This is a genomic window from Gallaecimonas pentaromativorans, assembly GCF_003751625.1.
Lineage (GTDB): Bacteria > Pseudomonadota > Gammaproteobacteria > Enterobacterales > Gallaecimonadaceae > Gallaecimonas > Gallaecimonas pentaromativorans.
This window is the reverse complement of record NZ_RJUL01000006.1, coordinates 327,040-348,014: the sequence shown is the minus strand read 5'-3', so window position 1 is coordinate 348,014 and position 20,975 is coordinate 327,040. Positions and strand designations below refer to the sequence as shown.

18 protein-coding genes and 1 rRNA gene are annotated in these 20,975 nt (G+C 59.1%); 15 read left to right on the top strand and 4 right to left on the bottom strand.

Annotated features, from left to right (window positions below; translation table 11 throughout):
• Window positions 1-159 precede the first annotated feature (159 nt).
• The 8 genes from rrf (at window position 160) to EDC28_RS13050 (ending at window position 8,369) form a co-directional block, all read left to right on the top strand.
• Window positions 160-274: ribosomal RNA gene (gene rrf, locus EDC28_RS13090) — 5S ribosomal RNA — on the top strand.
• A gap of 1,054 nt (window positions 275-1,328) precedes the next feature.
• A complete protein-coding gene (locus EDC28_RS13080) occupies window positions 1,329-2,594 on the top strand; it encodes an OprO/OprP family phosphate-selective porin (RefSeq protein ID WP_244946591.1) in 1,266 nt (421 codons plus the stop codon).
• 9 nt (window positions 2,595-2,603) lie between these two features.
• Window positions 2,604-3,554 (top strand): tripartite tricarboxylate transporter substrate binding protein, encoded by a 951-nt coding sequence (locus tag EDC28_RS13075; RefSeq protein WP_123421902.1) that lies wholly within the window; start codon window positions 2,604-2,606, stop codon window positions 3,552-3,554.
• Window positions 3,555-3,563: 9 nt separating this feature from the next.
• Entirely contained in the window at window positions 3,564-4,031 is a 468-nt protein-coding gene (locus EDC28_RS13070; RefSeq protein ID WP_123421901.1) for a tripartite tricarboxylate transporter TctB family protein, read from the top strand.
• Window positions 4,032-4,034: 3 nt separating this feature from the next.
• Entirely contained in the window at window positions 4,035-5,576 is a 1,542-nt protein-coding gene (locus EDC28_RS13065) for a tripartite tricarboxylate transporter permease (protein WP_123421900.1), read from the top strand.
• A gap of 30 nt (window positions 5,577-5,606) precedes the next feature.
• Window positions 5,607-7,214: an ATP-binding protein gene (locus EDC28_RS13060; protein ID WP_123421899.1), complete on the top strand. Its 1,608-nt coding sequence runs from the start codon at window positions 5,607-5,609 to the stop codon at window positions 7,212-7,214.
• Complete coding sequence (locus tag EDC28_RS13055) at window positions 7,214-7,900, top strand: response regulator (protein ID WP_123421898.1); 687 nt, start codon at window positions 7,214-7,216, stop codon at window positions 7,898-7,900. The genes EDC28_RS13060 and EDC28_RS13055 overlap by 1 nt, the downstream gene beginning before the upstream one ends.
• Window positions 7,901-8,012: 112 nt before the next feature.
• The gene (locus EDC28_RS13050; protein ID WP_050659355.1) at window positions 8,013-8,369 is read left to right on the top strand and encodes a hypothetical protein; all 357 of its coding nucleotides are present in this window, start codon (window positions 8,013-8,015) and stop codon (window positions 8,367-8,369) included.
• Window positions 8,370-8,371: 2 nt separating this feature from the next.
• Here the strand turns inward: EDC28_RS13050 and EDC28_RS13045 are convergent, their stop codons facing one another.
• From EDC28_RS13045 to imuA, 3 genes are read right to left on the bottom strand one after another with little or no spacing between them, the layout of a single operon-like run.
• Window positions 8,372-11,401: an error-prone DNA polymerase gene (locus EDC28_RS13045; protein WP_123421897.1), complete on the bottom strand. Its 3,030-nt coding sequence runs from the start codon at window positions 11,399-11,401 to the stop codon at window positions 8,372-8,374.
• Window positions 11,401-12,777, bottom strand: a complete 1,377-nt coding sequence (locus EDC28_RS13040; protein WP_170164122.1) for a Y-family DNA polymerase — start codon at window positions 12,775-12,777, stop codon at window positions 11,401-11,403. The genes EDC28_RS13045 and EDC28_RS13040 overlap by 1 nt, the downstream gene beginning before the upstream one ends.
• 1 nt (window position 12,778) lies before the next feature.
• Window positions 12,779-13,444: a translesion DNA synthesis-associated protein ImuA gene (imuA, locus tag EDC28_RS13035; protein WP_123421895.1), complete on the bottom strand. Its 666-nt coding sequence runs from the start codon at window positions 13,442-13,444 to the stop codon at window positions 12,779-12,781.
• Window positions 13,445-13,701: 257 nt separating this feature from the next.
• Between imuA and fabV the strand changes: the two genes are divergently transcribed.
• From fabV to EDC28_RS13005, 6 genes are all read left to right on the top strand, one after another.
• Window positions 13,702-14,904 carry an enoyl-ACP reductase FabV gene (gene fabV / locus EDC28_RS13030; protein ID WP_050659359.1) on the top strand — a complete coding sequence of 401 codons (1,203 nt, stop codon included), beginning with the start codon at window positions 13,702-13,704 and terminating at the stop codon, window positions 14,902-14,904.
• 119 nt (window positions 14,905-15,023) lie between these two features.
• Window positions 15,024-15,863 (top strand): glycerophosphodiester phosphodiesterase, encoded by an 840-nt coding sequence (locus tag EDC28_RS13025; protein ID WP_050659360.1) that lies wholly within the window; start codon window positions 15,024-15,026, stop codon window positions 15,861-15,863.
• A 31-nt stretch (window positions 15,864-15,894) separates the two neighbouring features.
• Complete coding sequence (locus EDC28_RS13020) at window positions 15,895-16,749, top strand: M28 family peptidase (RefSeq protein ID WP_123421894.1); 855 nt, start codon at window positions 15,895-15,897, stop codon at window positions 16,747-16,749.
• Between the two features lie 15 nt (window positions 16,750-16,764).
• Window positions 16,765-18,126, top strand: coding sequence for a class II fumarate hydratase (locus EDC28_RS13015; RefSeq protein ID WP_123421893.1), 1,362 nt, complete (start codon window positions 16,765-16,767; stop codon window positions 18,124-18,126).
• A complete protein-coding gene (locus EDC28_RS13010) occupies window positions 18,119-19,063 on the top strand; it encodes a CorA family divalent cation transporter (RefSeq protein WP_050659363.1) in 945 nt (314 codons plus the stop codon). Before EDC28_RS13015 ends, EDC28_RS13010 begins: the two co-directional genes overlap by 8 nt.
• Before the next feature lie 69 nt (window positions 19,064-19,132).
• Window positions 19,133-19,495 (top strand): hypothetical protein, encoded by a 363-nt coding sequence (locus tag EDC28_RS13005; RefSeq protein WP_123421891.1) that lies wholly within the window; start codon window positions 19,133-19,135, stop codon window positions 19,493-19,495.
• Between the two features lie 26 nt (window positions 19,496-19,521).
• Here the strand turns inward: EDC28_RS13005 and EDC28_RS13000 are convergent, their stop codons facing one another.
• Entirely contained in the window at window positions 19,522-20,340 is an 819-nt protein-coding gene (locus EDC28_RS13000) for a M90 family metallopeptidase (protein WP_123421890.1), read from the bottom strand.
• Between the two features lie 117 nt (window positions 20,341-20,457).
• On the opposite strand from EDC28_RS13000, the gene EDC28_RS12995 reads away from it, so the two are divergent.
• Window positions 20,458-20,871 (top strand): CBS domain-containing protein, encoded by a 414-nt coding sequence (locus tag EDC28_RS12995; RefSeq protein ID WP_050659366.1) that lies wholly within the window; start codon window positions 20,458-20,460, stop codon window positions 20,869-20,871.
• Window positions 20,872-20,975 lie beyond the last annotated feature (104 nt).

Sequence of the window (20,975 nt, the reverse complement as noted above, 5' to 3'; positions counted from 1 at the left end):
TACGTTGAGCTAACCAGTACTAATTGCCCGTGCGGCTTAACCATACAACACCCAAAGGGTTTTGTGGGACGCCAAAGTAAGGCGAGAGAATCAAAGCACTGTTATCAGCTTAATCCGAATTACTAAGTTGGCTCGTAAGAGCGGACTTAAACGAATTCGCCTGGCGGCAATAGCGCTGTGGAACCACCTGACTCCATTCCGAACTCAGAAGTGAAACGCAGCCGCGCCGATGGTAGTGTGGCATTCGCCATGTGAGAGTAGGTCACCGCCAGGCACCTAACACGAAACGCAAAACCCCCGACCGAAAGGCCGGGGGTTTTTGCATTTGGGCTACGCCCGGCGGTGACCCACCCGTACATCACGGCCACCGCCGCAAGCGGTGTGGCATGGCGACAAGCAAACAAGCCGCTGCCGCAGGCAGCGTCCTTCCCCTATGAGAGGAGGGCGAAGCCGGGAATAGCGGCATGAACAGTTTCATGCTGCCCGGCGTAGCGGGTCGCGCTCTGCGCGGCCCTGGCCACCGCCAGGCTTCATTAAGGGTGCTTGGCTATTTGACAGTCCGGAGTGGTTGTCGTCCTGACGGCTCCTGCCGGTTCGGCCATCCAGGCCTCACGCTCAGCTGCACCAAGGCAGCGCCTTGGCTTCGAGCTTCGCCCCTGGCCGTCCACAACTCACAGGCAAGCTGCTCGCGTTCGCCAGCTAAAAAGGGTTCACCAGATCCTTTTCTTCACGCGCTCACCCCGCTCGCACATCCGGTGTGCTCGCACTACTCGGACTGTCCCTGTCCTCGCCCTACGGGCCATCGTCGTAAGCGCCGATGTTCAACGGTGTTCCTTACACCGTGACCGCCATGTGATGCTTCTTTGGTCCTAATATTTTGTGAAAAGCAGAAGAGGGTGGTGTTAGGGCTGGTCATCGTCTGGTTTAGGTGATGTTTCTTTCAACATTCTCTCTGGTATATGTCCTTTGGTCATGGCCGCTGCGTGTCGAAGCTCAATAGTATTCTGCACACCAACAGTGTCATCTGAGGGAGATCTTGAGTTCGTTGACCATCCCTAAACTTCAATAGGATGGGGCGTTATAACCTGCCGAACATTTTCTACTTAAGCGTTCTTCGAGCAGATTTACCCTGACTTTTGACATGGCCATTACCTAACGACGTTGCTCCTTTTTACGCGCCATTGGATGATGCTTGTGAACAAAAAGCACAAAACGCTCGTTATGGCCGATAAGTTCTCTTTGCTTTTCCTTGACGTTAACGTTCTGTTGCGGCGGCGCTTGGAGTGCCGCTAGCGACAATAACCTTAATAAACGAAAGGCAGCGAATAATGAGAATGTCAGCATTGGGCTCCCTGGTTGTGCTGGGGAGTGTTGCCGGGCTTAACCCGGCCTGGGGAGCAGATACATCTGTAGAGAGTCTTAAAGCGCAGATCGACGCTTTGTCCAAGAAGGTCGGTGAGCTTGAGGCAAAGGAAGAGAAAAGCGAGCCCTTCGCTGGCGTTTCCATCGGTGGCCGTTTGCAGCTCGATTACAACCTTTTTGATGGAGCCTATAACGCCAACCATCAGGGCCATACCGGTTCGGATCTCTTTGCCCGCAGGGCGCGGCTTTTTGCAGAAAAAGAGAGCGGTGACTGGGACTATAAATTGCTGTTGGAGTTTGCCGAGGATGGCGCCGAGATCACCATGGCCCGGCTTCAATACAAGGGCTTTAACGGCGGCCCGGTTATCAAGCTGGGTAAGATAAGGGAGGACATTTCCCTTGAAGCACTCTCCAGCAGCAAGTACATCACCACCATCGAACGCTCCAACCTGGCTGATACTTTCTCGCCTTATTTTCGTTGGGGTGTTGCGGCCTATCAGTACTTCCCTACGTCCAAGGTACGCTATGCCATCGGTGTTTATAAGAATGATGCGTTTGGCGACAGCGGTAAAAACAAGAACAACAACCTTGATTTGGCAACAACCGGGCGTTTGACTTGGGCGCCAATCCAAGGAGACGGTAAAACCCTGCACTTTGGCCTTTGGGGCTCTTATCGGGAAATGGGGGGCGACACGCTTTCCAGTGCCTTTGCCCGTGGTGAAGTCCGTGAAACCAGCGTCAAGCTGGCCGATTACGCCGCCGGCGGCGAGACAGTGGCTATCGATCACTTAACTCAATACGGTTTGGAAGCGGCAGGGCAGTGGAAGGCGTTTTCTCTGCAAGGCGAGTTTGCCCAGCGCCAGTTGCACACCACTGACACCACCTCGCCGCTGGACGGCCAGCATTACAACGGTTATTCGGTTACAGCGAGCTACTTCCTGACCGGCGAGCAGCGCCAGTACAAAGCCGGTAGCGCCGTGTTCAGCCAACCCAAAGGCGTTAAAAATGCCTGGGAGCTTTATGGGCGAGTCTCCGGTATGGATGCTGCCTCCGATACCCAAGGTACCAAGGTGACTTCCTACACCCTGGGCAGTTCCTATTACTACAGCCCGCAAGTGAAGCTCATGCTTAACCTTATTCACTCCAAGGTGGGGGGGCCGGGCCGGGCAGCCCTTGTCGGCGATGAAGATACCGGTAACGCCCTGACCTTCAGAACCCAATACCTATTCTAGGAGCCTGCCATGAAGGCCTTTTTTCTGTTGGCTGCGCTGCTGGTCTTCCCCGGCAGCCTGCTGGCCAAAACCGATATCCACTTTTTGATCCCCGGCGGGCCCGGTGGTGGTTGGGACACCACCGCCAGGGGCACGGGAGAGGCGTTGGTGAAGGCAGGCCTTGCCGACAACACCTCCTTCCAAAACCTCTCGGGAGGCGGTGGCGGCCGCGCCATTGCTTACCTTATCGAAATGGGTAACAAGCAGAGGGACATGTTGATGATCAACTCCACCCCCATCGTGCTGCGGGCGCTATCCGGGCAGATCCCCAATAGTTTTAGGGATCTTAAACCCGTGGTGGGGCTTATCGCCGATTATGGCGCCTTTGTGGTGACCAAAAACTCCCCTTATCAAAGCTGGGACGCCGTGGTGGCGGCCTACCGTAAGGACCCAAGACTGGTCAAAGTGGCGGGCGGTTCGGCCCGGGGCAGCATGGACCACCTGGTTGCGGCCCAGGCCTTTGAAGCCGCTACCGGCAATGGCCGGGCCCTTAGATACATTCCTTACGACGCTGGTGGTCGTGCCAAAGCCGGGCTGTTGTCCGGTGAGGTGCAGTTGCTGTCGACCGGGCTAAGCGAAGCCCTGGACTTGGCCGACTCCGGTGAGGCCAAGATTTTGGCGATGACGGCGCCGCAGCCGTTAGCGGACAGGCCCAATATCCCCACCCTCAAATCTCTTGGCTGCGACATGAGCTTTACCAACTGGCGGGGCCTGTTTGCCTCTCCCGATACGCCGGACGCCAAAGTCGCCGAATACGCCGCGCTTTTTAAAAAGCTGATGGCCACGCCCCAGTGGGAGGCGGTGCGCAAGCGCAACGGTTGGCTGAATCTTTATGAAGAGCCCAAGACCTTCTTGCAGTCCTTGGAGCGCCAAGAGTCCGACATGCGCCAGGTCATGCAAGATCTCGGCTTTATCCAGTAGGAGCACCTGATGAACATAACCAAAGACAGCCTGGGCGCCTTTCTGTTCCTGGTGTTCTCCCTGGCTTACGGCTTTTACGCCTGGCAGATAGTGCCGCTGCCCATAGAGGTAAGGGACGCGGTCACCTCCTCAACCCTGCCCAAAATTTACGCTGGCCTTGGCGCGCTGTTCAGCCTCCTGGCCTTGGTGCTGAGCTTTACCGAAGCCAAAAGTGAGGCAAAAGGTGCCGGCTTTTCTCGCCGCGCCATGGCGCGCACCGCAGCCTTGCTGGGGCTGATGCTGCTTTACGCGCTGGCGATGGAGCCCCTGGGGTTCATGGTGGCGACCCTGGCTTTTTTGCTGGCCGGCTATTGGGTGATGGGGGAGCGGCGCGTCAAGGTATTGCTGTTGGCGTCGGTGCCGGTGGTGGTGCTGTTCTGGCTGGTGATGACCCGCCTGCTAGGCATCTATCTTGTTTCTGGTTCACTGTGGAGTTAACCCATGCTTGACGGGATCCTGCTGGGGCTGACCACAGCGCTCAGCATAAAAAATCTGATGTACGTGGTGCTGGGCTGCTTTGCCGGCACCTTTATCGGCATGCTGCCGGGCCTTGGGCCCATCACTGCCATCGCCTTGATGATACCGGTGACTTACAGCATCGACCCTTCCTCCGGGATGATCCTGATGGCCGGCGTGTATTACGGCGCCATTTTCGGCGGCTCCACCTCGTCTATCTTGATCAACGCTCCCGGTGTTGCCGGCACCGTGGCCACCTCCTTTGATGGTTATCCCATGGCTCGCCAGGGCAAGGCCGGCAAGGCGCTGGCCATTGCGGCTTACGCCTCTTTTAGCGGTGGCACCATCGCCGCCATCTTCCTGATGGTGGCAGCGCCGCTGCTGGCCAAGGTGTCTTTGAGCTTTCGCTCAGCCGACTACTTTGCGCTGATGCTGATGGGCTTGACCGCCATCGCGGCCTTTTCCAACAAGGGGCAGTTTCTCAAGGCGATGATGATGACGGTGCTGGGTCTGATGCTCTCTACCGTTGGCATAGACCCGTCCTCTGGCGCTGAGCGCTTCACCTTTGGGCAAAGCAACCTTCTGGACGGCATCAGCTTCCTGCTGGTAGCCATGTCCATGTTCGCCTTGTCCGAGGCGCTCATTGGTGTGCTTAAGCCTGAAAAAGACAAGGCCAAGAGCGAAGCGGCCGCCAACACCGACATGGGCAGCCTCAAGCTCAGCAAGGAAGAGGTCAAAGAGATGGCCCCTGTGATTGGCCGCTCGTCAGTGCTGGGCTTTTTGGTGGGTATATTGCCGGGGGCCGGGGCGACCATCGCCAGTTTCATGGCCTACGCTGCCGAGCGTAATCTGGCGCGGGGCGCCAAGAAGGCGCTGTTTGGCAAAGGCTCATTGCGTGGCCTGGCCGCGCCGGAAACCGCCAATAACGCGGCCTGTACCGGCTCATTCGTGCCGCTGCTGACCCTGGGCATTCCGGGCTCGGGCACCACGGCGGTGATGCTGGGGGCACTTATCGCCTATGGGCTGCAACCCGGGCCGCTGCTAATGGAAGAAAACCCTGACGTGTTCTGGTCGGTGATCATGTCCATGTATATCGGCAACGTGGTGCTGCTGATCCTCAACCTGCCGATGATCCCCTACATCGCCAAGACCCTGGCCCTGCCTCGGCAGCTGCTGACGGTACTGATTCTGTTCTTCAGCCTGATTGGCGTGTACCTGGTGTCGTTCAACACCTTCGACCTGCAGATGATGGTGCTCTTTGCGGTGATCGCCCTGGTGCTGCGGCTGATGGACTTTCCCATGGCGCCGCTGATCCTCGGCTTTATCCTCGGGGACATGATTGAGCGCAACTTCCGCCGCGCCATGATGATCTCCGACGGCTCCCTGAGCTTCCTGTGGGACAGGCCGTTGACCTTATGCATCATGCTGTTGGCGGTGGGGGTTTTGCTGGTACCCTTGGTCGATTACCTTCGCAGCCGGCGCGGCGCCAACAAGGCGCCGGGCGACGCTCAATTGGACAACCTCTGACGACAGGGCCCTGCGGGGCCCTTTGACCCTATGTGGCATATCAAACGTCTGGAAACCCGTCTTATCGTCTGGATAACGGCCCTTAGCCTTATCCAGGCGTTGTTGTTTGCACTCTTGGGCCAGCATTTGCTGGAAAAAAGTGTGCGTGAAGAGGTGGGGAAAAAGGCTCTGGCGCTGGCCTCATCCATCGCTGAGCTCGACGAGGTGCAAAACGCCCTGGCTTACGGCGACACTCAAGGGCTGCAAGATTTTATTGAGAAGCTGCGCCGCTCCACTGGCGCCGACTTTATCGTGGTGGGTAACACCCGGCGCATCCGCCTGACCCACCCAGACCCTGGCCGCATCGGCTCGCTGATGGTGGGGGGCGACAGCCGCGAAGCGCTGGACGGGCGCTCTTATATCTCCGAGGCCAAAGGCTCCTTGGGTTATTCGCTGCGGGGCAAGGTGCCGGTTCGCGATGCCCAAGGTAAAGTGGTGGGGCTGGTGTCGGTAGGCTTTTTGGCGACCTCGGTCAATTCTCTGATCTCGGCCAAGCTCGCCACGTTGGTGGCGGCGGTTGCCGGGCTTTTGGTGCTGGGCGTCCTGGCCTCCCTTTGGATAGCACGGCGGGTCAAAGGGGCGCTTTATGGTTTGCAACCTGAGGAAATTGGGCGCCTTTATGCCGAACAAAACGCCATCCTCAACACGGTGCGTACCGGTATCCTGGCCCTTGATAACCATGGGGTGGTGCGCAAACTCAACCGCCGCGCCAAGGATCTGTTGGGCCTGCCTGACCGCCAACCGGGCCAGCCAAGGCGCCATATTCAGATGCTGTTGCCAGAGCAGGCCGAGTTCTTACTCAAAGACCCAGAGCTGACCCTTAACGGCGTGGAGCTTTTCGCCAACGAGCGCTGGCTGGTGCTGTCGCGCCTGCCCCTTAAGGTCAAGGATCAAACCGACGGCGTTTTGATCAGCTTTCGCCCGGTTGACGAGATAGAAGAGCTCAGCCAGCAGTTGGCCAAGGTGCAGGCCTTCTCTGAGCTACTGCGGGTGCAAACCCATGATTATTCCAACAAGCTCAACACCTTGGGCGCCCTTATTCAAATGGGGGCCTATCAGAAGGCGGTGGAGTTTATCGGCCTTGAAAGCCAGGGCTACCAGGAGCAGGTCAATCAGTTGATTGAGCATATCCAAGAGCCCATGGTGGTGGGCCTGCTGCTTGGTAAATACCATAAAGCTCGGGAGCTGGGCGTTGAGATGACGGTGGAGCCCGACAGCCTGATGCAAGCGGTCGGGGAGGCGGCGCTGGTGGAGAAACTGCTGTCCATCCTCGGCAATCTTATCGATAACGCCATTGAAGCGGCGGTCAAAACCCGAGCGCGCCCGCCCAGGATCTCGGTAATGCTGGACGATGTGGGCAACAACATCATCTTTGACGTGGAAGACAGCGGCTGCGGCATCAGCGATGACCAGTTCGCCAGCCTCTGCTCGCCGGAGTATTCCAGCAAAGACGGGCGCCAGCACGGTGTCGGCCTTTACCTTGTTCAAACCTATATTCAAGCCTTGGGCGGCAGCCTGGAGCTTGGCCAATCCATACTGGGCGGCGCCCGCTTCAGTGTTTACCTGCCCAAGACTCCAACCCAGGAGGAGCCCCGTTGATGCCCCATTCGGTGGTGATAGTCGAAGACGAAATTGCCGTTGCCCAGCTGCTGGCCGATTACCTCGGCCAGTGTGACGACTTCCAAGTACTGGGGATAGCCACCGACAAGGCCACGGCAAGCCGGCTGGTGGCGCTGGGCCAGCCGGAGCTGTTACTGCTGGATATCCACCTGCCTGACGGCAATGGCCTGGAGCTGTTGGGTGAGCTGCGCCGCCAGGGTGTGGGGAGCGATGTGATCATGGTGACCGCCGCCAAAGAGGTGGCGGCCTTGGAAAAGGCCATGCAACTGGGGGCCTTTGATTTTCTGGTCAAGCCCATCATGTTGGCCCGGCTGGACCAGGCCCTTGCCAAGTTTCGTGCCCGCCACCAGCAGCTGCAGCAGGGCGAAGTGCTGACCCAATCTCTGGTGGACAAACTCTTGGGCACCGACAGCGGCGCCAGCGCTGCCAGCGACACCCGGCTCCCCAAGGGCATTGATGCGGTGACTCTTTCCAAAGTGCGGCAACTCTTTCAAGAAGACCCTCAGGCGCAGCTGAGCGCCGAGAAGGTGGGAGCCCTTATCGGGGCCAGCCGCTCTACCGCGAGGCGTTATCTGGAGTTTTTGCTGACCCAGCACGAACTGGTTGCCGACCTTTCCTACGGCAGCATTGGCCGGCCGGAGCGCTGTTACCGCTGGCGGCGCTGAACGCACTCTGTACCACCTTTCTTGTTAACGGCGCTCTGGGGGCACTGTTCAGGTAGTAGCCAAGGGGGAACGACTAGCCTGAATCAGGACTTCAAGGAAAAAGGAGTGTCATATGAAGACCTTAGCTTTAACCGCGAGCGCTACCCTGATGCTGTTGGCTGGTTGCAGCAGCACCACTGCAATGGAAAAGCCCGAAGGCACCTATGTCATTACCGCCAAAGGGGACAGCCGCGCCGAGGTGCTGAGTGACGCCAAGGACAAAGCCCTTGAGCAGTGCGAGGAGCATGATTTTGCCTCCTTCACCATAGTCCAGCAGGAGCTGCTGGCACCTGACGATACCCTGGCCAAGAATCGCGCCTCCGACCGCACCATGACCGGTGCCACCTTGGATGACGACGCCGACATGGCCGCCATGGTGTCGGACGACGGCGAGTACCAGCTTACCTGGCAGATCCGCTGTAGCCGCTAACCTCAGCGAAAATCCCGCGACGGTACCGGCAGCTTGTCGAGCAACAGGCTGTGGTCGACAAGCTTGCCGGCTACCACATGCACTATTGCCCCTTCCTTTTCTACCGTGCCTGCCACCTCCAGTAACCTGGCCTTGAGAAAGGGCTGGCGCTGATGATGGGCGGTAGCGGCCCATACCACCAGGTTGATATTGCCGGTCTCGTCTTCCAGGGTGACAAAGGTCACTCCCGAGGCCGTGCCCGGGCGTTGGCGGCCGGTGACCAATCCTGCAATTCGTACCAGTTGGCCATGGCGACATTGTGGCAAAGCGGCCGCCGTCACCCATTGGCTAAAAAGGCCCTGGCGGCGCAGCAGCGCCATGGGATGGGTACCCAGAGTCAGCCCCAATTGGCGGTAATCGGCCTGCATGACTTCATGGTCGCTGGGGGGCGCCAGCTGCGTGCGGGCAGGGGCACTTTCTTCGATACCGGCAAAAAGCGGCAGTTGTTCACCTAAGCTGGCCCTTTGCCAAGCCGCTTCAAAGCGGTGTTGGTAGAGCCCATCTAAGGCGCCGCACCCGGCCAGCAGTTCTTGTTGGGTGGCGGGCAGCGCAGTAAGGGCAGCCATGAGCGACCCTTGCTGTCTTTGGGCGATAAGGGCCTCGATAGCGGCCGCGTTGATGCCCTTTATCAGGCAAAAGCCCAGGCGCAGTGCCTGGCCTTCAAGGCGATGCTCAAAATAGGAGTGCGCCGCTGAAACCGCCAACACCTCAACCCCATGGCGGCGGGCATCCTGTATCAGCTGGTCGGGGGTGTAAAAACCCATGGGCTGGCTGTTAAGCAGAGCGCAGCAAAAGGCGGCCCTGTGGTGGCACTTGAGCCAGGCCGACACATAAACCAGCAATGCAAAGCTGGCCGAGTGGGACTCGGGAAAACCATAGCCGGAAAAGCCTTTTATTTGCTCGAAGATGCGTTCGGCAAAGTCCGGTTCGTAGCCATTAGCCTGCATGCCTTGAATCAGCTTTTGCCGGAACGCTTCGATATGGCCGTTACGAGACCAATTGGCCATGGCCCGGCGCAGTTGGTCGGCCTCGCCACCGCTAAAACCGGCTGCCACCATGGCAATTTCGATGACTTGCTCTTGAAAAAGCGGCACCCCCAGGGTGCGCTCCAGCACCTTCTGTAAAGCCGGGGAGGGGTAACTAACCGGTTCGATGCCGTCGCGGCGCTTGAGGTAGGGGTGCACCATGTCTCCCTGGATGGGGCCGGGGCGCACTATGGCCACTTCGATGACCAAATCATAAAAAATGCGGGGCTTGAGCCTGGGCAGCATGTTGCTCTGGGCCCGGGACTCCACCTGAAACACGCCGATGTTGTCGGGCTCTTGCAACATGGCGTATACCCGAGGGTCTTCCTGGGGGATGGTGGCCAAGGTGAGGGCAGGGCCCCCTTGCTCCTGAATCATCGCCAGGCATTTTTGGATGGCGGTGAGCATGCCAAGGGCCAGGATATCCACCTTCATCAGCCCCAGGCTTTCCAAGTCGTCCTTGTCCCACTGAATGACGGTACGCCCTTCCATGGCGGCATTTTCCTGGGGCACCAGGTTATCCAGGGGAACCTGGCTTATCACAAAGCCCCCCACGTGTTGGGACAGATGCCGTGGAAAGCCGATAAGGCTATCGACCAGCGCCAGAAAATGCGGCCAAACGCCGCCTCTGGCCTGGCAAAGCCGTTTGAGCTGCTCACGCCAAGGGTCCAGCTTGTCTCGCCAGTCCAGTTGGCTGAGCAGGCTTTCAATCACCGGCAGTTCTAGCCCTAAGGCCTTGCCGATATCGCGGATGGCGCTTTTACGCCGGTAGCTCACTACCGTGGCGGTCAGGGCGGTGCGGGCCCGGCCGTAGCGGCGATAGATGTACTGGATCACTTCTTCCCGGCGTTCGTGCTCGAAATCCACATCGATATCCGGTGGCTCTTTGCGCTCCTTGGAGACAAAGCGTTCAAACAGCAGGTTGCCCTGCTCGGGGTTGACCGAGGTGATACCCAGGCAAAAGCAGATCGCCGAGTTGGCCGCCGAGCCGCGGCCCTGGCAAAGAATGTCTTGGCTGCGGGCAAAATTGACGATGTCATAGAGGGTCAAAAAATAATGCTCGTAACCCAGTTCGCCAATCAGGGCCAGCTCCTTGGCGATAAGGCCTTGTACCTTGGCTGAGGGGCCTTCGGGGAAGTGCCGGTGCAGGCCTCTTTCCACTTCCTGGGCCAGGTACTGGCTGGCGCTGAGCCCTGGCGGCAGCCATTCATCCGGGTAGCGGTATTTAAGCTCTTCCAGGCTGAACTGGCAGCGCTTGGCAATGGCAAGGGTTTCGGTTAGCCAAGCCTGTGGATAGCGCTGGCCGAGCGTGGGTAGGTTGTGCAGCACCGCTTCTTGGTTACAGCTCAGGCGCCAGCCGGCTTCTTGGACGGTGGTGTGGTGGCGAAGGGCGCTCAGGCAGTCCAGCAGCGGCTGGCGATCGCGGCTGTGCATCAGTATCTGGGGGGCGGCGACAATGGGCAGCTGGCGGGCCTTGGCCCACCTTTCAAGGTGGCTGATATGTTCATCTTCACCACTGTGGTAGTAGCGCCCGAGCGCCAGCCACAGGCGCCCGGCAAAATGGCGGGCCAGCCAGTCGGCCAGGGTATCGTCTGGCTGGTTGGCGTGCCAAAGCAGCAGGCAGTGGCGCAACTGGCGGAGGCGCTCGCGGGCCAGCCGGTACTGGCCTTTGGGCGCTTGGCGGCGGGCATCACTTATCAGGGCGCAAAGCTCTTGGTAGGCGGCAAGGCTTGGGGCCAGCAAAGTCAGCTCCAGGTTGTCTTCCACCTGGATAAGGCTGCCAACCAGCAATTTGATGCTCAACTCTTTGGCAGTGCTGAAGGCCCGCACCACCCCGGCTACCGAGCATTCATCGGTAATGGCAATGGCCTGGTAGCTAAGAGCATGGGCCTGGGTGACCAGTTCTTCCGGGTGAGAGGCCCCGGTCAGGAAGGTAAAATTGCTGCGGGTACACAGCTGGGCAAACATCAGCCAAACCAGCCGTGCAGATACCAGCGCTCTTCCTTGTCTTTAAATGTCCAGCAAAGCCCCCCTTGGGGATGGCGGGCAATGAAATAGTCTCGGCTAATGCTGTTTTGCCACCAGCCGCTGGCCAGTCTCTCAGGGCCGCGAATAATGTCGGGGGCATCATCCAAGGGCTCGGGGCTGGGCAATAGCCAAAGGGGTCGTAGCGCCTTTTGCGGTTTTACCGCGCAATTCTCCCCGGGCCTTACCCATAAAAAGGCCTCTTCCGGGCAGTGGTTTTCGTTAAGGCAGATACCCTGTATGGCCTGTTCGCCCAAGCGAGTAATAAGGCGGCCAAGCAAGGGCTCGTTGGGCCTTGAGGGTTCGAACAAGGCGTTGTTGCCCGGGGCCCTGGGGCTAAATTGCTGGGCTTGAAGGGCGATGGCCACCGCCGGGGCGTCCAGCCGCAGCTTCTCTAACTGCAGCTGGGCAATATCACGCCAGTCATGGTGGCGCCACAGGGGCTCGGCGCCTCTTAGGGTGAGCTCCAAAGGCTCCTGGGCGCGAAAATACAGGGTCAATTGCAGTTGGCTACAGGCTAGTTGGCGTTTTTCCAAGAACAGGGCCAGGGCTTGCAGCTGGGCACTGAGTGGGAACAGCAAGGCCTGTGCCTGGCTGACTTCGTGGTTAAAGATCAATTGACGCTCAAAGCCTTCAGGGGGGTGATAAAGCTGGCGGGCTTCTTTAAGGCTGCCTTCCAGGCGGCCCAGTACCGACAACAAGGTGGCGCCGTAGCGTTTACCCAGCTCCATGCGCGGCAGGTCCAGCAACTGGCCAATTTGCCGCAACCCGGCCCTTTGCAGGCGGGCGTTGAGGTTAACCGGCAAACCCAAAGCGCAAAGGGACAGGCTGCGCAGCATTTCCCAGCCGCTTTCAAGGGGCAGCGGGCCCATATCCACCTCAGCCAACAGGCGGGCGGCCAGAGGCGTGGCGCCAATGCCGCTGCAAAGCTGGTGGCCAAGCTTTTGAAAATTGTCATGCAGGCAGGCCAGCAGGGCTTGGTCGCTACCGTAGAGACGCTGCATGGAGGAAAGCTCAATCAACAGGCCGCTAGGGGGGGCCAGGCTTAAGGGGCCAGCCAGGTCATAAGCGGCCTGGGCCAGGGCTTGCAGGCCCTGGTGCAATTGCAGGGGCGAAACCGAGACTTGCTCCAGTACCGGGCACAGGGCCAGGGCGGTACTGAGGCGCATGCCTTGTTGCAATCCTGCATCGGCGGCGGCCTTGTTGAGGCTGCTGATAAGGTTTTCTTTATCAAGGCAAGCCTGGGGCTGCTCGGCTACGAGGCCGCCATTGCCAAGCTCCAGTGCCAAGTCGGGGAAGTGCAGGTAAAGCCAGCGCATGTCAGTGTTCCCAGGGGCCCTTGAGCACGTTGGCACTGTGTTGGCCGGTAATGGCATTGTTGCCAAGGTCCATCGGTTGGGCGGGCAGGGGCCAGCCGCCTTTGCGTTTTTCAATGCCGATATTGACCACGTTCTGCTGGCTGCTCAGCGCCAGGCGCAGGGCGGCCGGGCTTTGAGCGCGCTGGCGGCGATAAAAGAAAATGCCCATGGCATCACCTTTTTGGGCGGCCAGTTGCAGGCGGCGGATCTGTGGATCTGTCACGTCTTTTGGCCAGGCCAGTACGGCGCTGCAGGCGCCGCTTTTCAGGGCCTGCTCCAAGGTCCACAGTTCGTCTTTTATCTTGGAAGGATGCACCACCAGCACTTTGGACAGATCTACGCCCATGGCGGCCAGAGCTGGCCCGTAGGGGATGTGGGGCGGGGCAATAAAGATTATCCAGCGCTTTTCCTGGGACAGCTTGGCCAGCATGGGCATTAGCAGGCGCAGCTCGCCGATACCGTCTTGGTGATAGTGGATCTCGGTGATGGCGCCTTTGGGGAGCCCCTGGCCCGGCAGGTGTTGGTCCAGTTCCTGATAACCGGTGCCATGGGCTGGCACTTGCTGTTGCCAATGACGACCGGTCCATACGGTGTTGTTTTGCAGCAGTTGATTCAAACGCGGGTCCATGGGGCTCTCCTGAGTACTGTAATCATATACAGTGTATGGGCATACAGTAATTGCTGGGGCGCCACCTGGCAAGCCGGTTGGTTAAAAAAAGATCCAACATGAATGCTAACTGACTGTTGCTGTTGTGCTTTTTTTAGCCTGTGGCAGCGGTTAGCAAGGAGAAGGAAAGTGCAGGGCGGGAAGGTGATCGGATGTTTGTCTTGCTAAAAATGGGCTACCATCAGCGCTGATTGTGAAACACACACACGGACCCCCACATGATTATCAAGCCCAAGATCCGTGGCTTCATCTGTACTACTGCCCACCCTGCGGGCTGTGAAGCCAACATTCTGGAACAGATCAATTACACCAAAGAGCATCCCGCCATCGAAAATGGCCCCAAACGGGTGCTGGTAATTGGTAGCTCCAGCGGTTACGGCATGCCGTCCCGTATAGCAGCCACCTTCGGTGCCGGTGCCGATACCCTGGGGGTTTTCTTCGAGAAACCGGGTAGCGATACCAAGCCGGGTACCGCCGGTTTCTACAATGCCGTTGCCTTTGACAAGCTGGCGACCGAAGCGGGTTACTATGCCAAGTCCATCAATGGCGACGCCTTCTCTAACGAGGTGAAGCAACAAGCCATCGACACCATCAAGGCCGACCTTGGCCAGGTTGATCTGGTGGTTTACTCCATCGCCTCGCCGGTGCGTAAACTGCCTGATACCGGTGAGTTGGTGCGATCCACCCTCAAGCCCATTGGCAAGCCCTACAGCGCCACTGCGGTTGACACCAACAAAGACGAAATCATCTCCGTCGATGTGGAGCCGGCTGTCGAGCAGGAAATTCAGGACACCATCACCGTGATGGGCGGCCAGGACTGGGAGCTTTGGATCAAGGCCCTCCATGAGGCCGGCGTGCTGGCCGATGGCTGTAAATCCATTGCCTACAGCTACATTGGTACCGAGATCACCTGGCCCATCTACTGGCACGGCACCATCGGCAAAGCCAAGGAAGACTTGGACCGCGCCGCAGCCGCTATCGATGCGCTCCTCAAAGGCACCGGCGGTGAAGCCCACGTGGCCGTGCTCAAATCCGTGGTTACCCAGGCCAGCTCCGCCATTCCGGTGATGCCGCTGTATATCGCCATTGTTTACAAGGTGATGAAGGAAAAAGGCCTGCACGAAGGCACCATGGAGCACGTGTTCCGCCTGTTCAGTCAGCAGCTTTACAAAGCCGATGGCAGCGCTTGCGACACCGACGACATGGACCGTATCCGCATGGACGACTGGGAGCTGCAAGAAGACGTGCAGAACGCCTGTAAAGCCCTGTGGAGCCAGGTGACCACCCAGAACCTGCGCGAGCTGACCGACTACGACGGTTACAAGGAAGAGTTCTTGAAGCTGTTCGGTTTTGGGCTGGATGAGGTCGACTACGAGGCCGACGTTAACCCCAACCCGCCGCAACACTTTTTGAACGTCTGACAAGAAGGGGCCTGGCGCCCCTTCTTTGTTGTCGGCCTGTTACAAACTGCGTAAGATAGCGCCTTCAAATTTAATAACAAAAAAATAAACGGGGCTTAACCCCGGTTTGAGGGATCAACGTGGGAAGACAATACAAAGCCGCCTTGCTGGCCAGTGTCCTGTTGCTTGCCATGCCGGCCATGGCCAAGGTCATGGTCATCAGCCACCGCGGGGTGGCGGGCCTGGCCCCTGAAAACACCCTGGCTGCCGTTGAAAAAGCGGTGCATCTGGGGGTTGATGCCATCGAAGTGGATGTGCGCCGGGCCAAAGACGGCGCCCTGGTGGTGTTTCATGACGACAGCGTCGACAGAACCACCAACGGCCACGGCAAAGTCAGCAATCTTACCCTGGCCCAACTTAACGCCCTGGATGCCGGCGCCTGGTTTGGCCCTCAATACCAGGACGAGTGGATCCCCACCCTGGCCGAAGTCATGCAAGCCCTTGCCAGCCGCACGCCGCGGCTTATCCTCGAGCTCAAAGAGCCAGGCATGGAAGAGGAGGTGCTGGCCCATATTCGCACCTACCAGATGCAAGACAGGGTGATCATCAAATCCTTTGATCCAGACATTCTCGACCGGTTCGCCGCTCTTGCCCCCGATATTCCGCGTCTTTACGGCTTTTTTGGCTGGTCTCCCCGCTTTAACTTGTTGCTGGACGACGAAATTCGCCGGGTCAATCCCCTGGCCATGAAGGTCAGTTACCTGCAGGTTTACTACAGCCTGCTGACCCCCGAGTTCCTCACCCAGGCCCACGGCCAGGGCTTCAAGGTGATTGCCTGGGGCGCCCATTCACGCCAGGCGCTGCAAAGCATGCTGAGCCTGGGGGTCGATGGCATCGAAACCGACTACCCCGACCGCCTCAACAGCCTGCTGGCGGAAAACCGCAGCCAGCCGCTGACGGTGGGGTATCGCGAGCATTGACAAAAAGGGCCTTCGGGCCCTTTTTTAATGAATGCGCCTTGCCATCTTGGGGCTGCTGCTACTGGCCGGCTGCCAGTCTCAGCCTTGCCGCCCGTTACAGCCAAGTCTGGACCCAGCCCCGTTGATGGCCGATGTCGAGGCTTTGAGTGCGCCCAGCATGGCCGGGCGCCGCCCGGGAACGCCAGGGCACCAGTTGGCGCAGCAGTACATCATTGCCGGATTTTTGCGCCAGGGCTTTTGGGTCAAGCGCCAGGCTATTGCCGAAGGCGAGCATAACATCATTGCCTGGCGTGGCCAGCCCAAGCTTTGGGTGCTGGCCCATTACGATCACCTGGGGCCGGGCTACCCCGGCGCCGACGACAACGCCTCGGGGGTTGCAGTGCTGCTGGCACTGGCCCGGGCTCTGCCCGCGCGTGATATTGCCCTTATCGCCACCGACAGCGAAGAGCGGGGCCTATTCGGGGCCAAGGCGCTGCTGGCCGCGCCGCCTCTTACGCTACCCAAGCTGGTGATAAACCTCGACATGGTTGGGCGCGGCCCGGTGCTCTTTGGCGCCGGCACCAAAGACAACCCCATGCTGGCGCCGCTGGTGGCGGCTGTTGCCGCCACGGCACCGCTGTGTTTCAAGCCGGGCCACGACCGGCGCCAGCAACAGCAGGGCTCGAGCCTTTACACTGACTGGCGTCAAGCCTCTGACCATGCCCCCTTTCGGCAGGCCCACATTCCTTATCTGTACCTTGGCAATGACACCCACAGCGATTGGCACAATCGCACCGATACCGCAGACCGCCTGAACCCTGTGTTTCTGGCCGGTGCGGCCCAAACCACCTTAATGCTGATAAATCTCTTAGATGACAACACCTTGGCATCGTGGCAGGGTGACTGAAAACGGAGGAATGACATGGCAAAAGTAATGAAAGACTCACTGGGTGAAGTCAGCCTGCCTGACGATGCCCTCTACGGCCCGCAAACCCAGCGTGCGGTCGACAATTTCCAGCTCTCCGGGCAAACCATGCCCTGGCGCTTTTTAGCCGCCCTTATCGAGATCAAGCGCGCCGCCGCCCAAACCCACCTGACCTTGGGGCTGCTGGACGACACCAAGGCCCAGGCCATTATCAAGGCGGCCGACCAGCTGCTGGCCGATAAACCCCTGGCGGCCTTCCCGGTGGAGGTGTTCCAGACCGGCTCCGGCACCTCCAGCAACATGAACGTCAACGAAGTGATAGCAAGCCTTGCCGGCAATGGCGTGCAGCCCAATGACGACGTCAACATGGGCCAGAGTTCCAACGACACCGTGCCCTCGGCGCTGCAAATCTCGGTGCTGGCCGGGCTTGAGAAGGTGCTGCTGGTAAAGCTCAATCACCTCATCAAAACCATCGAGAAAAAGGCGGCGAGCCTTGAGCACGTAGTAAAAACCGGCCGTACCCACCTGATGGACGCCATGCCGCTCACCTTCGGCCAGGAGCTCACCACCTGGCAGGTGCAGCTCGAAGAGGTGGAAGAAGACATCCGCCACGCCATTAAGCGGCTGGCAAAATTGCCTTTAGGGGGCACCGCGGTCGGCACCGGTATCAATGCCCACCCCAAACTGGCGGGCGGCGTCTGTGTGCGCCTTAGCGAGCGGATGCACATCCATGTGGAAGCTCACGACTGGCCCTTTGCCCACATGGCGGCGGTAGAAGCGCCCCTGGCGGCCTCGGCTGCCATGCGCCAACTGGCGGTAGCGCTCACCAAGATCAGCAACGACCTGCGCTGGATGAACTCAGGCCCCCTGGCCGGGCTTGGGGAAATCAGCCTCACCGCGTTGCAGCCGGGCTCAAGCATCATGCCCGGCAAGGTCAACCCGGTTATTCCCGAGGCCCTGGCCATGATCAGCGCCCAAATTATCGGCCTTGATAGCGCCAATACCATCGCCGCCCAAAGCGGGAATTTCCAGCTCAACGTGATGTTGCCGCTGCTGGCCCATAACCTCAACCAGATGGTGGATATCCTTGCCAAAGGCTGCGAACACCTGGCCGACAAAGCCATTGCCGGCTTTAGCGTCAACCAAGAGCGGGTCAACGAGAGCCTTGATAAAAACCCCATTTTGGTAACAGCGCTCAACAGCGAGATCGGCTACCTTAAGGCCGCGGCCATCGCCAAGAAGGCTTATGCCGAAGGGCGCCCTATCTTGGAGGTGGCCAAGGAAGAAACCGACCTGGGCGAAGCCCAGCTCAAAGACTTACTGGACCCAAGGAAGCTTTGCAGGCCACAGGATGAATGAATACGGATACTGGCTCGACAGCCGCCAACCCTTGGATGAAAGCGCCCGCGTTAATGCTGTGGGCGACGATATACCGGCCTGGTTGCACCTGGATCGCAACCAGGACCAAAGCCGCAAGCTGCTGAAAAAATGCTTCCCCCGTTACCTGGTGGAAGCGGCCCTAGCCGAGGAAACCCGGCCGCGCTGGCAATACGACACCGATGGCACCTTGCTGCTGATCATGCGCGGCATCAACTTCAATCCCGGCAAGGAAGCCGAGGATATGGTGTCCATCCGCTGCCTGGTCAATGACCGTAACCTGGTTACCCTGGCCGGGCAGAGCCTTAAATCGGTATCAGAGGCCAGCGACAAACTGTGCCGGGCCTCGGAAGGCACCTCCACCTGGGCGGTGCTGGGGGATATTCTTCGAAACCTGGTGCGTGGCGCAGATGAGCACTTAAAGCGCCTAACCGAAGGCTTGCTGGATATGGAAATGGCCTGGCTTGAGAGTAAGCCCGAGCTTCGCAGCCCCATCTTGAACCTCGACCGGCGTCTTTTGAGCCTGCGCCGTTACATCGAGCCCCAGCAGGAGATGCTCGAAGAGCTGACCGACGACCTCGAAGACGACTTAGAAGCCGACGCCCTGCGCCTGCTTTTGGAAGTGCAAGACCGCATGACCCGGCTTTTGGAGAGCCTTAACATCCTGCGCGAGCGGGTCAAACTGCTGCGCGACGACATGAACGCCGAGCGCGACGCCCAGATGAACAAGACCCTGTATCTGTTGTCCATCATCACCGCGCTGTTCCTGCCGCTGTCGGTTATTACCGGTTACTTTGGCATGAACGTTGGCGGCTTGCCCTGGGTGGAAGACAAAGACGGCTGGCTGTGGGTCTCCATGTTGATGGGCGGCTGCCTTGGGATCTCGGGGCTGGTGATGTGGTGGCGGCGCTGGTTTTAACGGCCGCTGTTTCCTAACGCCGGTTAAGCCGTTATCATGGCGCGATTTTTACATTCAGGGGAGTTACCCATGCTTAAGCCGCGTCAGCAGGCCAAAACCGTTGTCAATCGCCCCCAGCTATACCTGATCCCGGAACTCAAAGTTCTGGGCAAGGACGAGCTGGCACTGGCACCGGACGTTATCGCCGATTTCGGCTGGCAGGATGGCGACCAGCTGCTGGTCAGCACCGAAGGCGGCAGCCTGTTGGTAACCAACCTGTCCCAGCGCGACGTAGCCCTGGCTCGCTTTAACCGCGAAGCCCGTGGCCTTATCAGCGCCCTGGAAAGCGACGAGTCGCCGCTGCGCCGGGTGCGGGTGTTCTACAAAGGCAAACTGGTGCAAACCCTGGAAGCCGACGAACACGAGTGCGACGAGCACTGCAGCCACGACTAAAAAAGCCGCCCACCGGGGCGGCTTTTTTAATGCCAGAGCCGGGTGTTGATGCCGTAAAAATGCTCCAGCAGCTCATACATGGCCGGTTCTTGCTCGCTGAGGGCTAGGCCCTGCTCGAAGTACACCTCTGACACCACCGCAAAAAACTCCGCCGGGTTGGTGGCGCCGTAAGGGTCAATCAGGCCACGGTGGCCATGAAAGGTCGCCTCGCAGTGGCGGATAAAAGCCTCACGAAACACCTGCTGCCAGCGGGCAGCATCTGGCACTGAGCGCTGCAAGGGCGCCCCGGTGGCAAGGCCCTTGGCCTGGTCCAACTGGTGGGCAAATTCGTGCACGATAAGGTTCTCGCCATCAAAAGGGTGGGCCGCCGAGCGCAGGCAGCCCTGCCAGCTCAGTAGCACCCGGCCATTGCCCCAGGATTCTCCTGCCAGGTGCTTGCCTTGGGTATCGACAATGCCGCCCGGCAGGTACTGGGGCATCTTGTTGATAAAATCCCCCTCAAAGAGATAAACGCTGTGCACGTTGGGGTAGGCCGGTTCGTCGCGGCCAATCAGTAGCAGGCAAGCCTGGGCCGCAACCAGATACCGCATGCGATCGCTTACCACCAAACCGTCGCAACCGATAAATTCCACCCGGCTTAAAAAGGCGCGCATCAGGGTGTCGAGCTTGTCGCGCTGGGCTTTGGGTAGGCGAGGGTAGAGGGGCATGTCATAGGCCAGCTGGCGGCGCTGGTTTTGGTCTAGCGGGCGCTCTTTTTGCCGGTAATAACGCTGCTTGAAGGTGTCGCCGTAAAGCCACCAGGCGATCAGCAGCAGGCCAAGCACAATGAGGGTCAGTATCGCCATGGAGGATTCCGTTCTGGTCTTTTTACCAAGGTGGGGACGGCCCGGCTAAATTACAACCGCAGCAACGATACGGGCCTATGCTTTAGGTATTAGGGGAGACAACACAAGAGGCTCACTATGCAATCACTCATTATCAGAGACCACATGCAGCACCGGCCACTGAGTCTACACCCGGAAATGCCCATCGCCACCGCCGTTGAAAAACTGCTGGCTGGCCAGCAAACCGGCGCGCCGGTGGTGGACAGCGGCAATCGCCTGGTGGGCTTTGTGTCCGAGCAAGACTTTCTCGCCAAGCTCATCGAGTGCAGTTACCACTGCGAGACCGTGGCCAAGGTGTCCGACATCATGCGCACGCAGGTGCTCACCGTTGGCCCCAATGATTCGGTCTTTGAGCTGGCCCAGCAGATGACCGCCCAAAAACCGAAGATCTACCCGGTGGTAGAGCAAGGGGTGCTGGTAGGCATCATCAACCGCCGCCAGGTGCTGCTGGCCATCGATAAGAACATGCACGACTGCTACAAAGCCAGCTAACCCTGGTTGCCGAGGCCAGCCTGCCCAACCAGGCTGGCCTTTACCTTTCTCAACGGGCGACAATCCAGTAGCATTGTGCGGTTTCTATTTAGCCACAAGCGAAC